Here is a 14,635-nt window from a genome sequence, read left to right on the forward strand (position 1 = left end):
GATGCGGATAGCACGCCTGATTCGCTCCCGCTGGCTGTGGCTGGCGGGAGCGCTTCTCGTTTCAGGGGGGCTGATTGTCGTCGCTGACCGCGTGTGGCCGTTGCCCCTGAAAGAGGTCAACCCTGCGCGAGTGGTGGTGGATGAGCAGGGTGTTCCGTTGTGGCGTTTTGCCGACAGCGAAGGCATCTGGCGCTATCCGGTTACCATTGAAGAGGTTTCCCCACGCTATCTTGAGGCGCTGATCCAGTATGAAGATCGCTGGTTCTGGGATCACCCGGGCGTCAATCCGCTTTCTGTACTGCGTGCCGCCTGGCAGGATCTCACCTCCGGGAGAGTGGTTTCCGGCGGGAGCACGCTTACCATGCAGGTGGCGCGCCTGCTGGATCCGCATCCGCGTACCTTTGGCGGTAAAATTCGTCAGCTGTGGCGGGCGATGCAGCTGGAGTGGCATCTCTCCAAGCGTGAAATCCTGACGCTGTATCTTAACCGTGCCCCGTTTGGCGGCACGTTGCAGGGCGTGGGCGCGGCAAGCTGGACTTACCTTGGCAAACCGCCGTCTCAGCTGAGCTATTCCGACGCGGCGCTGCTGGCAGTGCTGCCGCAGGCACCCAGCCGTCTGCGCCCGGATCGCTGGCCGGAACGTGCCGAAGCGGCGCGGAACAAAGTGCTCGACCGTATGCTGACTCAGGGCGTCTGGTCTGAGAAGCAGGTGAAAGAGTCCCGTGAAGAGCCGGTCTGGCTGGCCCCCCGGCAGATGCCGCAACTGGCGCCGCTCTTTTCCCGCATGATGCTGAGTAAAAGTCGTGACACAAAAATAGTCACCACGCTGGATGCAGCTTTGCAACGACAGCTTGAAGAGCTGGCAATGAACTGGAAATCACGCCTGCCTGCCCGCAGTTCGCTGGCGATGATCGTCGTGGATCATACATCCATGAAAGTGCGTGGCTGGGTAGGCTCGGTAGATATCAATGATGACAGCCGTTTCAGCCACGTGGATATGGTCAATGCGATCCGATCGCCGGGATCGGTCCTCAAGCCATTCATCTATGGCATGGCGCTGGACGATGGTCTGATCCATCCCGCTTCGTTATTACAGGATGTGCCAAGAAAAACGGGGGATTATCGTCCCGGCAACTTTGACAGCGGCTTCCATGGGCCGGTCAGTATGAGCGAAGCCCTGGTGCGTTCCCTCAACCTGCCTGCGGTGCAGGTTCTGGAAGCGTACGGCCCAAAACGTTTTGCCGGAATGCTGAGCAACGCGGGATTACCGCTCATTCTGCCTGCGGGGGCACAGCCCAATCTCTCTCTGATCCTGGGGGGCGCAGGCGCACGCCTGGCTGATATCGCTGCCGCCTATAGCGCCTTTGCGCGTCAGGGTAAGGCGGGCCGGCTGCGTTTACAGCCGGGCGATCCGCTGATCGAACGTCCGCTGTTATCGCAGGGGGCGGCGTGGATTATTCGTCGCATTCTCGCTAATGAAGCACAGCCCCTGCCGGACAGTGCGCTGCCCCAGGTAGCGCCGCTGGCGTGGAAAACGGGCACCAGCTATGGCTACCGGGATGCCTGGGCCATCGGCCTGAATGCCCGCTATGTCATCGGAATCTGGACCGGACGCCCGGACGGCACGCCCGTTGCCGGGCAGTTTGGTTTCGCCAGCGCGGTACCGCTCCTGAATCAGGTCAATAACATGCTTCAGTCCCGCTCGATGGTGGATGAAGCGCGCCTGCCGCGCGATCCGCGTCCCGCAAGCGTAGGACGGGGCGTGATTTGCTGGCCGGGGGGCCAGTCCCTGCCTGAAGGGAGCGAAAACTGTCGGCGTCGGCTGTCAACCTGGCTGCTGGAAGGCAGTGAACCGCCTACGCTGCTGCTGCCGAAACAGGAAGGTATTCGCGGGATCCGTTTCCCTGTCTGGCTGGATAAAGAAGGCAAACGCGTTGCGGCGGATTGTCCTGATGCGACAGAAAAAGTGCTGGATGTCTGGCCGCTGCCGCTGGAGCCCTGGCTGCCTGCTGCCGAAAAACGGGCTGCTCGTCTCCCCGCCCGTTCAGCAATTTGCCCTCCGCTGGATAACCATAATGCGGCGCCGCTGATGTTGTCAGGCGTCAGAGAAGGGGCGGTAATTAAACGTCTTCCAGGTGAGAAAAATATTACCCTCAACGTTTCAACCAGCGGCGGGGAGGGGCAACGATGGTGGTTTTTGAATGGCGAACCGCTGGACGGGCATCAGAAGAATTATTCACTGCAATTATATTTGCCTGGTAAATATCAATTAATTGTATTAGATGAAACAGGACAAACGGCGACGGTGAATTTTGAATTAGATCGCTAAGTGTTACTCCTCAAGAGTTAGCTTGATAATTATCAATATTCGTTCCTGAAAAAAAACGAGAATGCGTTTTTATTTGAAGGAACGAGCAATGAAAAAAAATAAACATCAGGGAGAAGGGCTTATTCCCGCCATATCCCGGCGTCATTTTATTCAGGCAGGGTCGGCGCTCGCCGCCCTGCCGTTTGTCGTCAAAACCGGCAAAGTACAGGCACAGGACGCGGCGGTTTCAGACGCTACGCCTGAAGAAAAAGTGGTGCAAACCTGTAGTACGTTTGACTGCGGCGGCAAGTGTGATATTCGTGCTCACGTCAGTGATGGCGTTGTGACCCGAATTTCAACGCGTCCGGATAACGCGCTGGATCCGCAGATGCCAGTGATGCGCGCCTGCGTTCGTGGTCGGGCTTATCGGAAATTTGTTTATCATCCCGATCGGCTTAAATATCCAATGAAACGCGTGGGTAAACGTGGCGAAGGAAAATTCGAACGTATTACCTGGGATGAAGCCACCAGCCTTATTGCGAATCAATTAAAAACTATTACGCAAAAATACGGTGCTGCGTCACGCTATGTTCATGTGGGCACCGCGGTGTCCGGCGGGACCTTTTCCGGCGATAAAATGGTTCGTCGTCTGCTCAACTTAACCGGCGGCTATCTCGAAAGCTATCACTCGGTCAGTATGGGTAACACGGCGGCGGCAACGCCGTATACCTATGGCACCGCCGCCAGCGGCAGCTCTCTGGACACGCTGCTGGACACCAAACTGGTCATTCTCTGGGGGCATAACCCGACGGAAACCATCTTCGGGCACAGCAACCACTTCTACCAGAAGATGAAGCAAAACGGCACGCGCTTTATCGTTGTTGACCCACGCTATTCCGATACGGTTTCCTCCCTTGCCGATCAGTGGATCCCATTGCTTCCTGCCACGGACAACGCCCTGATGGACGCGATGATGTATGTGATCGTCACGGAGAATCTGCACGATCGCGACTTTATTCAACGCTACACCCTGGGCTTTGACGAAGACGCCATGCCAGAAGGCGTTCCGGCCAATGAATCCCTGATGGCTTACCTGAGCGGTGCAAAGGATGGCGTGGCGAAAACGCCCGAGTGGGCAGAGAAAATCACTCACGTGCCTGCACAAACTATTCGTCAGCTGGCGCGCGACTACGCAACCACCAAACCCGCCGCGCTGATCCAGGGCTGGGGACCGCAGCGTCACAACTGCGGCGAGCGCACCGCGCGCGGCTCGACGATACTGGCCACGCTGACGGGTAACGTTGGGGTGAAAGGCGGCTGGGCAGCAGGCTATGGAGGCTGCGCAAACCGCAAATTTGCGGCCGGGCCAGAGATGCCGGATAACCCGGTCAAAGCCAAAATTTCGGTCATGAACTGGGTGCAGGCTGCTGATGATGCTTCTAAGGTAACCGCGGAAGATGGCCTGAAGGATGCTGAGAAGCTGGACAGCGATATCCGCATCCTGTTCTCGCTGGCGGGCAATTATCTGGCTAACCAGAACCCGGATCTTCATCAGGCAACCCGTGTCCTGGAAGACGAGTCGAAAATCGAGTTTATCGTCGCAAGCGATCTGTTTATGACGCCTAGCGCCAGATACGCCGACCTGCTTTTGCCGGAAACCAGCTTTATGGAACGCTGGAATATCGGCGAAACCTGGGGCACGGCAAGCTATCTGATCCTGTCAGAAAAGCTCATTGAACCTGAATTTGAACGCCGTTCAGACTACGACTGGCTGCGGGAGGTCGCTGCTAAGCTTGGCGTCGAGCCAGCGTTCAGCGAGGGCCGTGACGAAAAAGCGTGGATTGAGCACATCTGGGAGCAGACGCGGCTGTCCATGCCGGATGAAAACCTGCCGGACTTCGCGACGCTACAGAAGACGCGTCAGCATCTTTTCAAAAGCGCGCCGTACGTTGCCTTTGAAGACAACATTCGCGATCCGCAGAATCATCCGTTCCCGACGCCGTCCGGAAAAATTGAGATCTTCTCGAAGCGTCTGTACGACATGCATCACCCGGAAATTCCGGCGCTGTCGCACTACGTGCCTGCCCATGAAGGGCCGGAAGACGAGCTGGCGAAAACCTTCCCGCTCCAGCTGATCACCTGGAAAGGGAAAAACCGCGCTAACTCCACCCAGTACGCCAACCCGTGGTTAATTGAGGCGCAGCAGCAAAAGCTGTGGATCAACCCGCAGGATGCGCAAAAGCGCGGCATTGCGCAGGGGGATACCGTGCGTATTCATAACGCGCGCGGCATTTGCGAGATCCCGGCGGAGGTCACGCCGCGCATCATTCCAGGCGTGGTGGCCATGCAGGCAGGCGCCTGGTGGCAGCCGGACGAGCAGGGTATCGATAAAGGCGGCTGCGCGAACGTGCTCAGTTCCGCCCGTATTACCGCGCTTGCGAAAGGGAATTCCCATCAAACCATGCTGGTGGAGGTAGCTAAAGCATGAGTCAGTTTAAACATTACGCACCGGTGAGCGACAAACAGCTGGGTTTTTATATCGACTCTTCTCGCTGCTCGGGCTGCAAGGCATGCCAGGTGGCGTGCAAAGATAAAAACAACCTTGAGGTCGGACGTCGTTTCCGTCGCGTTTATGAAGTCAATGGCGGGAATTTCATCCCAACCGGGCAGGGCGGCGTCAGCAACAATGTGTTTGCCTACACGCTCTCTATTTCCTGTAACCACTGTGCAGACCCAATCTGCACTAAAAACTGTCCGACCACGGCGATGCACAAGCGTCCGGGAGACGGCATTGTGCGCGTTGATACTGATAAGTGCGTCGGCTGCGGCTACTGCGCGTGGTCTTGCCCTTACGGCGCGCCACAGCTCAACGAGCAGACCGGGCAGATGTCCAAATGTGATTTCTGCGTGGATCTCCAGGCGAAGGGAGAGCAGCCCGTCTGCGTGGCAACCTGTCCACTCGAAGCGATTAAATTCGGGCCGATTGATGAACTGCGGGCGAAGTATGGTGCGGTCTGTGATGTGAAAGGCTTGCCTGATTCCTCCATCACCAAACCAAACCTGGTGATCAAAGCGCATCAGGGCGCAGAGAAAGAGGGGAAATGTCATGCATGAGTTACCGCTGCTGATTTTTACGCTGTTCCTGCAAGGATCGGTTGGCGTTACGCTGTGGCTGGCGTTCGGAAGCACGCAACGTAGCGCGCTGCTGCCGGCTGCCGGAGCGTTTGTGCTGGCGAGCCTGGGGCTGCTTGCCTCCGCGCTGCACATGGGCTATCCGCTTAATGCTTTGAACGCGCTGCGCCACGTATCCAGCTCCTGGCTGAGCCGTGAGATTATCTTTGCCAGTCTTTATCTTGCGGCACTTGGCCTCGCAACGCTGCTGATGTTTGTCAAAAAGCCTGGCTGGAAGCCACTGCTGGTTGTGGCAGGTCTTGTCGGGCTGGTGGATGTGTTCTGCATGGCGCAGATCTACATGCACGCATCCGTGGTGACATGGCAGCATGTTAACACTCTGGTGCTGTTTATCGGTTCGGTGGGGATTATCGGCTCAGCCTGCATGGCCGTTGGGACGCGTTCCCAGTCAACCGTGCGTGCGGCGGTTGTCATTATCACGCTGCTGGTGCTTGTGCGTCTGGTGATGCAGCCCGTCTGGCTGGCAGATATTACGGCTATGGACCACACCGTGGTGACGTTCCCTCATGCACCGCTACAGATGCTGGAGCAACTGCGAACCGTTCATCTGCTGAGCTGGTGCGTATCCGTTGCGGGTATGCTGTGCTTTGCTGCGGGCGGTCTGAAAGCGGCGCGATCTCCCATACTGCTGGGAGGCGCGTTGCTGATTGTCGGTGAGCTGATGCTGCGCTTTGTTTTCTTCAGTATTGGCTGATGGGCGGATTGACCTTTGCCCCGGCGATGGACGTGACGCATGCGTGCGTCCGTCGCCGTTTTCGCCACTCTTCCTGCCTCGCCTGCGCGGACGTCTGTCCTGTGCAGGCTTTTTCTTTTACCGACTCAGGCGTCTCGGTTGATGACAGCCGCTGTATTGAATGCGGTGACTGCCTGTTCGTCTGCCCCGCTGGGGCCATCACCGGCATCACGCCGCGAAAACGCTTTCTGAGTGGCGATACGCTTGTTGGGCCGTTTACTGATCGTGCGCCAGGGGTGAATGAGCTTCTGCTGTGGCACGCGCAGTACCACGTTCGTTTTATCAGTATCGACGCGGAGCAGAATCCTGACTGGTTGCTGGCTATTGCCCGGCTGAATCTGGCGCTTCGTCGACGCGGTGAAGCGGCGTGGGCGTTTAAACATATACCCGTCAACGAGGTTAATACCGCCCGGCGTGCGCTGATGCACGTTCCCCGTGAGGATGTCCGGGTCTGTAGCGTCGTGCCCGGTCAGCGTGAACTGCGCAGAGCGTTTTCTGCGTTTAGCGAGGCAGAGATAACTCTCGATGCCGAATCTTGTGTACTGTGCGGCGCGTGCTGGCGGAGTTGTACGGAAAACGCGATTCGGTTTGAGAACGCTGAACTGGTCGTGGAAACCGGACGCTGTACGGGGTGCGGCGGCTGCGAAGCGGTATGCCAGCATGCGGCGATAAACGTGACGCAAACAGAAGGAACAGCGAAAAGCGTGACCATACCGGCATATGAAGCCGTTTGCCTGACGTGCCACCGTCATTTCTGGTCATTTACGTCTGATGAAAAGCAGTGTCCGCTCTGTTTTCATCATCAACACGGTATGCGAAATACGAGCTGTTGCTAATCTTCGTCTCATTTTAAAAAAATGTTATGCATAACCATAGGCAATGGCGCTATTGCTCTTTATAATCCGCGCCACACCATACTCAGGTATGCAAAAACAACAGAACATTTTACAGAGGTTATCAATGGCTATTGAACGTACTTTTTCCATCATCAAACCAAACGCGGTGGCAAAAAACGTTATTGGCAGCATCTTCGCTCGCTTTGAATCAGCAGGGTTTAAGATCGTTGGCACCAAAATGCTGCACCTGACCGTTGAGCAGGCTCGCGGTTTCTACGCTGAGCACGAAGGTCGCCCATTCTTTGACGGTCTGGTCGAGTTCATGACTTCTGGCCCAATCGTGGTATCCGTACTGGAAGGCGAAAACGCGGTACAGCGTCACCGCGATCTGCTGGGTGCAACCAACCCGGACAACGCACTGGCAGGTACTCTGCGCGCCGACTACGCAGACAGCTTCACCGAGAACGGCACCCACGGTTCCGACTCTGTTGAATCTGCTGCGCGCGAAATCGCGTTCTTCTTCGCTGAAGGCGAAGTGTGCCCGCGCACTCGCTAATAATTTCGTAAATGCCGCGTGCAAACGTGGCATCCCTGCGCCAGACTTTGTACAATGCAACGCCCCGGACGAGCAGACTGCTTACCGGGGCGTTTCTTTTCAACCCACCAAGGGCCACAACGTGTAACAACGAGGCCGGAAAAAATTATGTCTGAATTAGTGAATACCTCCGAAGTCGCCATTCCTGCGGTTCCCAATAAAAATGGAAAAATTAACCTGCTGGACCTGAACCGTCAGCAGATGCGCGAGTTCTTTAAAGAGATGGGCGAGAAGCCGTTTCGTGCCGATCAGGTCATGAAATGGATGTACCACTATTGCAGCGACAACTTTGATGACATGACGGACATCAACAAAGTGCTGCGCAATAAGCTTAAAGAAGTGGCTGAAATCCGCGCACCGGAAGTGGTGGAAGAGCAGCGCTCTTCAGATGGCACCATCAAGTGGGCCATTGCCGTTGGCGATCAGCGCGTTGAAACCGTGTATATCCCGGAAGACGATCGCGCCACGCTGTGCGTCTCTTCTCAGGTGGGCTGTGCGCTGGAGTGCAAATTCTGCTCTACGGCGCAGCAGGGCTTTAACCGTAACCTGCGCGTGTCGGAAATCATCGGCCAGGTCTGGCGTGCCGCGAAAATCGTGGGCGCGGCGAAAGTCACCGGTACACGTCCAATCACCAACGTGGTGATGATGGGGATGGGTGAACCGCTGCTCAACCTGACCAACGTCGTTCCGGCGATGGAAATTATGCTCGACGATTTCGGTTTTGGTCTGTCCAAGCGCCGCGTTACGCTCTCTACTTCCGGCGTGGTGCCTGCGCTGGACAAACTGGGTGACATGATTGACGTTGCGCTGGCCATCTCTCTTCACGCGCCAAACGACGCCATCCGTGACGAAATTGTGCCGATCAACAAAAAGTACAATATCGAAACCTTCCTGGCTGGCGTGCGCCGTTACCTGGAGAAATCCAACGCTAACCAGGGCCGCGTGACCATTGAATACGTGATGCTGGATCATGTTAACGACGGTACCGAGCATGCACATGAGCTGGCTGAACTGCTTAAAGATACGCCATGCAAGATCAACCTGATCCCATGGAACCCGTTCCCGGGCGCGCCGTATGGCCGTAGCTCGAACAGCCGTATCGATCGCTTCTCAAAAGTGCTGATGGAGTATGGTTTCACCACCATCGTACGTAAAACGCGTGGCGACGATATCGACGCAGCCTGTGGCCAGCTGGCGGGTGACGTTATTGACCGTACCAAACGTACGCTGCGTAAGCGTATGCAGGGTGAGTCAATCGCGGTTAAAACCGTTTGATTATTATGCAGACACGGCGCATTTTTTGCGCCGTGAAGCATTAATTTACTGAATATTCAGTCACAATCATCACGACTGATTAATAATTACGGTGCGTTTCATACGACTTTCGGGCAGTATGTAACGACGTAACAACAGTTTAGCGTGAAGGCCTGCCAGCGCTGTCATCTGCGGCCCGACAGTCTTATACTGTTTGTTCCAGGTTAACTGACCTAAAGTTTCGCGGTGCGGGTGGCATTGTGACTCACCGGCACCTGAACCCTTATTTTCACGTACCAGTAGTTGTAGCGAATGAATACTGAAGCCACTCACGATCAAAATGCAGCACTCTCCACTGGCGTTCGTCTTCGCAACGCCCGTGAACAACTCGGACTTAGCCAGCAAGCCGTTGCAGAACGCCTGTGCCTGAAGGTTTCCACCGTTCGCGATATTGAAGAAGATAAGGCACCCGCCGATCTGGCTTCAACGTTTCTGCGCGGTTATATCCGTTCTTACGCCAAACTGGTTCATATCCCTGAAGACGAATTACTGCCGATGATGGAGAAGCAGGCGCCTGTGCGTGCGGCAAAAGTTGCGCCGATGCAAAGCTTCTCTCTGGGTAAACGTCGTAAAAAACGCGATGGCTGGCTGATGAGCTTTACCTGGCTGGTCCTGTTTGTGGTTGTCGGCCTGACGGGCGCATGGTGGTGGCAAAACCACAAAGCGCAGCAGGAAGAGATCACCACCATGGCCGATCAGTCCTCCGCTGAGCTTAATCAGTCTGGTAATAACGGCGCGCAAAGCGTGCCGTTGAGCACCGAAGGGGCGACCTCCAGCGAACCTCAGTCGGCAGCAAGCAACACGCCTGCAACCGAGCCAGCGGCGACGCCAGAAGCGACGGCGAATACCGCGCCAGCCACCCAGACCCAGGATCAGAACGCGGTCGTATCACCTTCTCAGGCCAATGTTGATACCGCCCCTGCGGCAACGGCACCGGCAGAGAACACCGCGGCGTCACTGCCAACTGACCCGGCTGGCACGGCGGCACCTGCCGTGGACCCGAATGCGCTGGTGATGAATTTTACGGCTGATTGCTGGCTGGAAGTGACTGACGCGACAGGTAAAAAGCTGTTCAGCGGCCTGCAACGTAAAGATGGCACGTTAAATCTAACGGGCCAGGCACCTTACAAGCTTAAAATCGGCGCACCGGCAGCGGTACAGATCCAGTATCAAGGAAAACCTGTCGATCTGAGCCGCTTTATCAGAACTAACCAGGTTGCGCGTCTTACCGTTAATGCCGAACAATCAGCAGCACAGTAACAGACGGGCAATGCGGGAGATTTTACATGCATAACCAGGCTCCTATTCAACGTAGAAAATCGAAACGGATTTACGTTGGGAACGTGCCAATCGGCGATGGGGCGCCTATCGCCGTCCAGTCGATGACCAATACGCGTACTACGGATGTAGAAGCGACGGTCAATCAAATCAAAGCATTAGAACGCGTCGGCGCGGACATTGTTCGCGTCTCTGTGCCTACCATGGACGCCGCCGAGGCGTTCAAACTGATCAAGCAGCAGGTGAGTGTTCCGCTGGTTGCCGATATTCACTTCGATTACCGTATCGCGCTGAAAGTCGCTGAATACGGTGTCGATTGTCTGCGTATTAACCCAGGCAACATCGGCAACGAAGAGCGCATTCGCATGGTGGTTGACTGCGCCCGCGACAAAAACATTCCAATCCGTATCGGCGTGAACGCTGGCTCTCTGGAAAAAGATCTCCAGGAAAAGTACGGTGAGCCGACGCCGCAGGCGCTGCTCGAATCCGCCATGCGTCACGTCGATCACCTGGATCGCCTTAACTTCGATCAGTTCAAAGTGAGCGTCAAAGCGTCTGACGTCTTCCTGGCCGTTGAATCGTATCGTCTGCTGGCAAAACAGATCGATCAGCCGCTGCACCTTGGCATCACCGAGGCGGGCGGTCTGCGCAGCGGTTCGGTAAAATCGGCGATTGGTCTCGGCCTGCTGCTCTCTGAAGGCATCGGTGACACGTTACGCGTCTCCCTGGCCGCCGATCCGGTGGAAGAGATCAAAGTCGGTTTCGACATCCTGAAATCACTGCGTATCCGCGCGCGTGGGATCAACTTCATCGCCTGCCCAACCTGTTCACGTCAGGAGTTTGACGTGATCGGCACCGTGAATGCTCTGGAGCAGCGCCTGGAAGACATCATCACCCCGATGGACGTTTCCATCATCGGCTGCGTGGTGAACGGTCCGGGTGAAGCGCTGGTGTCCACGCTGGGCGTGACCGGCGGTAACAAGAAAAGTGGTCTCTATGAGGATGGCGTTCGTAAAGATCGTCTGGATAATAGTGATATGATCGACCAGCTCGAAGCCCGCATTCGTGCAAAAGCGACGATGATGGACGAAGCGCAGCGCATCAGCGTTCAGCAGGTTGAAAAATAACGTGATGGGAAGCAGGCTGCTTCCCATGTATGATTGAACCCATTCTTTGGGTTCTTTTTTGTATATAGAAAGAGAATAAACGTGGCAAAAAACATTCAAGCCATCCGCGGCATGAACGATTATCTGCCTGGCGAAACCGCCATCTGGCAGCGCATTGAAGGCACACTGAAGCAGGTGCTCGGCAGCTACGGTTACAGCGAAATTCGTTTGCCGATTGTAGAGCAGACCCCGTTATTCAAACGCGCGATCGGCGAAGTAACCGACGTGGTTGAAAAAGAGATGTATACCTTTGAGGACCGCAACGGCGACAGCCTGACCCTGCGTCCTGAGGGGACGGCGGGTTGCGTACGCGCCGGCATCGAACATGGTCTCCTGTACAATCAGGAGCAGCGCCTGTGGTATATCGGCCCGATGTTCCGCCACGAACGTCCGCAAAAAGGCCGCTACCGTCAGTTCAACCAGCTTGGCGTGGAAGTGTTTGGTCTGCAAGGACCAGATATCGATGCCGAACTGATTATGCTGACTGCCCGCTGGTGGCGTGCGCTCGGTATTTCTGAGTACGTATCCCTGGAGCTGAACTCTATCGGTTCTCTGGAAGCGCGTGCGAACTATCGCGATGCGCTGGTGGCGTTCCTGGAACAGCACAAAGAGAAGCTCGACGAAGACTGTAAGCGTCGTATGTACAGCAACCCGCTGCGCGTACTCGATTCCAAAAATCCTGACGTACAGGCGCTGCTGAATGATGCGCCAGCGCTGGGTGACTACCTGGATGAGGATTCCCGCGAACACTTTGCCGGCCTGTGCAAGCTGCTTGAAGCGGCGGGCATTGCTTATACCGTTAACCAACGTCTGGTGCGCGGTCTGGACTACTACAACCGCACCGTATTTGAGTGGGTCACCACCAGCCTCGGTTCGCAGGGCACCGTCTGTGCTGGCGGTCGTTATGACGGTCTGGTCGAGCAACTGGGTGGTCGCGCAGCACCGGCAGTAGGCTTCGCGATGGGCCTTGAGCGACTTGTTTTGCTGGTTCAGGCAGTTAATCCGGAATTTAAAGCCGATCCTGTTGTCGATATATACCTGGTGGCCTCAGGTGCGGATACGCAGTCTGCGGCAATGCAGCTTGCCGAACGCGTGCGCGATGCGCTGCCGGACGTTAAGCTGATGACCAACCACGGCGGCGGCAACTTTAAAAAACAGTTTGCTCGTGCCGATAAGTGGGGCGCAAGTATCGCACTGGTGCTGGGTGAGTCCGAAGTGGCCAACGGCGAAGTGGTAGTTAAAGACCTGCGCTCTGGTGAGCAAACTACGGTAACGCAGGATGGCGTTGCGGCGCACTTGCGCACTCTATTGGGCTAAGGAGAAGGACTGCGTGGAAATTTACGAGAACGAACACGACCAGGTTGATGCGGTTAAACGCTTCTTTGCTGAAAACGGCAAGGCACTGGTTGTAGGGGTTATTTTAGGTGTTGGTGCGCTGGTAGGCTGGCGTTACTGGAACAATCATCAGGCTGACTCTGCTCGCGGTTCGTCCCTGAACTACGAAAATACCGTTAGCGCAATCCGTGCCGATCAGCCGCAAACGCTGACGGCTGCGGAGAAATTTGCCGCTGACAACAAAAACACCTACGGCGCGCTGGCTGCGCTGGAAGTGGCTCAGCAGTATGTTGATAAAAACGAACTGGACAAAGCCGCTGCGCAACTGTCTCAGGGGCTTGCTGCTGCCAGTGACGATAATCTGAAAGCGGTGATCAATCTGCGTCTGGCGCGTATCCAGGTTCAGCAGAAAAAAGCCGACGACGCGCTCAAAACGCTTGATACCATTAAAGGCGAAGGCTTTGCCGCTATTGTTGCCGATCTTCGCGGTGAAGCACTGCTGAGTAAGGGTGATAAAGCGGGCGCGCGTAAAGCGTGGCAAGCTGGCGTGGATAGTAAAGCTTCACCTGCGCTGAGCGAAATGATGCAGATGAAAATAAATAATTTGTCCGTCTGAGAGGGACCCAATGCAATTGCGTAAATTACTTCTGCCAGGACTGCTTTCTGTTACGTTATTGAGTGGTTGTTCACTGTTCAGTGGCGAAGAAGACGTTGTTAAAATGTCCCCGCTGCCGACGGTTGAAAACCAGTTCACCCCATCCACTGCCTGGGACACTTCCGTAGGCGATGGTATTGGCGATTTTTATTCCAACCTGCACCCGGCATTTGCTGACGGCGTTGTCTATGCGGCCGATCGCAAAGGCACCGTTAAAGCGCTGAACGCTGATGACGGAAAAGAAGTGTGGTCCATTAACCTGGCGGAAAAAGACGGCTGGTTCTCCCGTAAACCTGCACTGCTTTCTGGCGGCCTGACCGTTACTGGCGGTCACGTGTATGTGGGCAGCGAAAAAGCGCAGGTTTACGCGCTGAATGCCAGCGACGGTTCGGTTGCATGGCAGACCACCGTTGCCGGTGAATCCTTGTCGCGTCCGGTTGTCAGCGACGGCCTGGTGCTGATCCATACCAGCAACGGCCAGTTGCAGGCGCTGAACGAAGCCGATGGTCTGGTAAAATGGACGGTTAACCTGGATATGCCAGCGCTGTCTCTGCGTGGTGAATCTGCTCCGGCGACCGCATTTGGTGCCGCCATTGTGGGCGGTGACAACGGCCGTGTCAGCGCGGTACTGATGCAGCAGGGCCAGATGATCTGGCAGCAGCGTATTTCCCAGGCGACCGGTTCAACTGAAATCGACCGTCTGAGTGACGTGGACACCACGCCAGTTATCGTCGACGGTGTGGTTTACGCGCTGGCGTATAACGGCAACCTGACGGCGCTGGACCTGCGTAGCGGCCAGATCATGTGGAAACGTGAGCTGGGTTCCGTGAACGATTTCATCGTCGACGGCAACCGTATTTATATGGTGGATCAGAACGACCGCCTGCTGGCGCTGAGCACCGAAGGTGGCGTAACGCTGTGGACGCAAAGCGATCTGCTGCACCGTCTGCTGACCGCACCGGCACTGTATAACGGCAGCCTGGTGGTGGGCGACAGCGAAGGCTATATGCACTGGATCGATCCAGAGAATGGCCGCTTCGTGGCACAGCAGAAAGTGGATAGCTCAGGCTTCCTGACGGAGCCCGTTGTGGCTGACGGCAAACTGCTGATTCAGGCAAAAGACGGCACGCTGTACGCGATCACGCGTTAATTACACGGCGGTTGTAGTATACTAAACGGCTCCTGTTCACTCAGGAGCCGTTTTGACATTTTTAAAAACGCTG

12 protein-coding genes are annotated in these 14,635 nt (G+C 56.0%); all 12 read left to right on the top strand.

Going from position 1 to position 14,635, the window contains the following annotated elements; translation table 11 throughout:
- The first annotated feature begins 1 nt into the window (after nucleotide 1).
- The 12 genes from pbpC to bamB all read left to right on the top strand — a co-directional run bounded on the left by pbpC (nucleotide 2) and on the right by bamB (nucleotide 14,562).
- On the top strand, nucleotides 2-2,329 hold the full coding sequence (gene pbpC / locus AM329_RS01135; protein WP_032609845.1) for a peptidoglycan glycosyltransferase PbpC: 2,328 nt from the start codon (nucleotides 2-4) through the stop codon (nucleotides 2,327-2,329).
- 88 nt (nucleotides 2,330-2,417) lie between these two features.
- Complete coding sequence (locus AM329_RS01140) at nucleotides 2,418-4,796, top strand: DMSO/selenate family reductase complex A subunit (protein ID WP_032609842.1); 2,379 nt, start codon at nucleotides 2,418-2,420, stop codon at nucleotides 4,794-4,796.
- Nucleotides 4,793-5,422 (top strand): DMSO/selenate family reductase complex B subunit, encoded by a 630-nt coding sequence (locus AM329_RS01145; RefSeq protein ID WP_023314649.1) that lies wholly within the window; start codon nucleotides 4,793-4,795, stop codon nucleotides 5,420-5,422. Before AM329_RS01140 ends, AM329_RS01145 begins: the two co-directional genes overlap by 4 nt.
- The gene (locus AM329_RS01150; protein WP_032609840.1) at nucleotides 5,415-6,194 is read left to right on the top strand and encodes a DmsC/YnfH family molybdoenzyme membrane anchor subunit; all 780 of its coding nucleotides are present in this window, start codon (nucleotides 5,415-5,417) and stop codon (nucleotides 6,192-6,194) included. Before AM329_RS01145 ends, AM329_RS01150 begins: the two co-directional genes overlap by 8 nt.
- Nucleotides 6,194-7,069, top strand: a complete 876-nt coding sequence (locus AM329_RS01155; RefSeq protein WP_032609837.1) for a 4Fe-4S binding protein — start codon at nucleotides 6,194-6,196, stop codon at nucleotides 7,067-7,069. Before AM329_RS01150 ends, AM329_RS01155 begins: the two co-directional genes overlap by 1 nt.
- Before the next feature lie 124 nt (nucleotides 7,070-7,193).
- The gene (gene ndk, locus AM329_RS01160; protein WP_003860625.1) at nucleotides 7,194-7,625 is read left to right on the top strand and encodes a nucleoside-diphosphate kinase; all 432 of its coding nucleotides are present in this window, start codon (nucleotides 7,194-7,196) and stop codon (nucleotides 7,623-7,625) included.
- A 147-nt stretch (nucleotides 7,626-7,772) separates the two neighbouring features.
- Nucleotides 7,773-8,939 (top strand): bifunctional tRNA (adenosine(37)-C2)-methyltransferase TrmG/ribosomal RNA large subunit methyltransferase RlmN, encoded by a 1,167-nt coding sequence (locus AM329_RS01165; protein ID WP_003860623.1) that lies wholly within the window; start codon nucleotides 7,773-7,775, stop codon nucleotides 8,937-8,939.
- A gap of 291 nt (nucleotides 8,940-9,230) precedes the next feature.
- Nucleotides 9,231-10,238, top strand: coding sequence for a cytoskeleton protein RodZ (gene rodZ, locus AM329_RS01170; protein WP_023325062.1), 1,008 nt, complete (start codon nucleotides 9,231-9,233; stop codon nucleotides 10,236-10,238).
- 26 nt (nucleotides 10,239-10,264) lie between these two features.
- Nucleotides 10,265-11,383, top strand: a complete 1,119-nt coding sequence (gene ispG / locus AM329_RS01175) for a flavodoxin-dependent (E)-4-hydroxy-3-methylbut-2-enyl-diphosphate synthase (RefSeq protein ID WP_003860619.1) — start codon at nucleotides 10,265-10,267, stop codon at nucleotides 11,381-11,383.
- Between the two features lie 81 nt (nucleotides 11,384-11,464).
- Nucleotides 11,465-12,739: a histidine--tRNA ligase gene (gene hisS / locus AM329_RS01180; protein WP_032609834.1), complete on the top strand. Its 1,275-nt coding sequence runs from the start codon at nucleotides 11,465-11,467 to the stop codon at nucleotides 12,737-12,739.
- A 13-nt stretch (nucleotides 12,740-12,752) separates the two neighbouring features.
- The gene (locus AM329_RS01185; RefSeq protein ID WP_003860614.1) at nucleotides 12,753-13,373 is read left to right on the top strand and encodes a YfgM family protein; all 621 of its coding nucleotides are present in this window, start codon (nucleotides 12,753-12,755) and stop codon (nucleotides 13,371-13,373) included.
- Nucleotides 13,374-13,383: 10 nt separating this feature from the next.
- Complete coding sequence (gene bamB, locus AM329_RS01190) at nucleotides 13,384-14,562, top strand: outer membrane protein assembly factor BamB (protein ID WP_003860612.1); 1,179 nt, start codon at nucleotides 13,384-13,386, stop codon at nucleotides 14,560-14,562.
- Nucleotides 14,563-14,635 lie beyond the last annotated feature (73 nt).

The organism is Enterobacter cloacae complex sp. AR_0002 (assembly GCF_001922365.1).
In the GTDB taxonomy this organism is placed as follows: domain Bacteria; phylum Pseudomonadota; class Gammaproteobacteria; order Enterobacterales; family Enterobacteriaceae; genus Enterobacter; species Enterobacter hormaechei_C.

Coding starts and splice junctions, on each gene's coding strand:
- pbpC (WP_032609845.1), top strand. CDS start 2: ATGCGGATAGCACGCCTGATTCGCTCCCGCTGGCTGTGGCTGGCGGGA.
- AM329_RS01140 (WP_032609842.1), top strand. CDS start 2,418: ATGAAAAAAAATAAACATCAGGGAGAAGGGCTTATTCCCGCCATATCC.
- AM329_RS01145 (WP_023314649.1), top strand. CDS start 4,793: ATGAGTCAGTTTAAACATTACGCACCGGTGAGCGACAAACAGCTGGGT.
- AM329_RS01150 (WP_032609840.1), top strand. CDS start 5,415: ATGCATGAGTTACCGCTGCTGATTTTTACGCTGTTCCTGCAAGGATCG.
- AM329_RS01155 (WP_032609837.1), top strand. CDS start 6,194: ATGGGCGGATTGACCTTTGCCCCGGCGATGGACGTGACGCATGCGTGC.
- ndk (WP_003860625.1), top strand. CDS start 7,194: ATGGCTATTGAACGTACTTTTTCCATCATCAAACCAAACGCGGTGGCA.
- AM329_RS01165 (WP_003860623.1), top strand. CDS start 7,773: ATGTCTGAATTAGTGAATACCTCCGAAGTCGCCATTCCTGCGGTTCCC.
- rodZ (WP_023325062.1), top strand. CDS start 9,231: ATGAATACTGAAGCCACTCACGATCAAAATGCAGCACTCTCCACTGGC.
- ispG (WP_003860619.1), top strand. CDS start 10,265: ATGCATAACCAGGCTCCTATTCAACGTAGAAAATCGAAACGGATTTAC.
- bamB (WP_003860612.1), top strand. CDS start 13,384: ATGCAATTGCGTAAATTACTTCTGCCAGGACTGCTTTCTGTTACGTTA.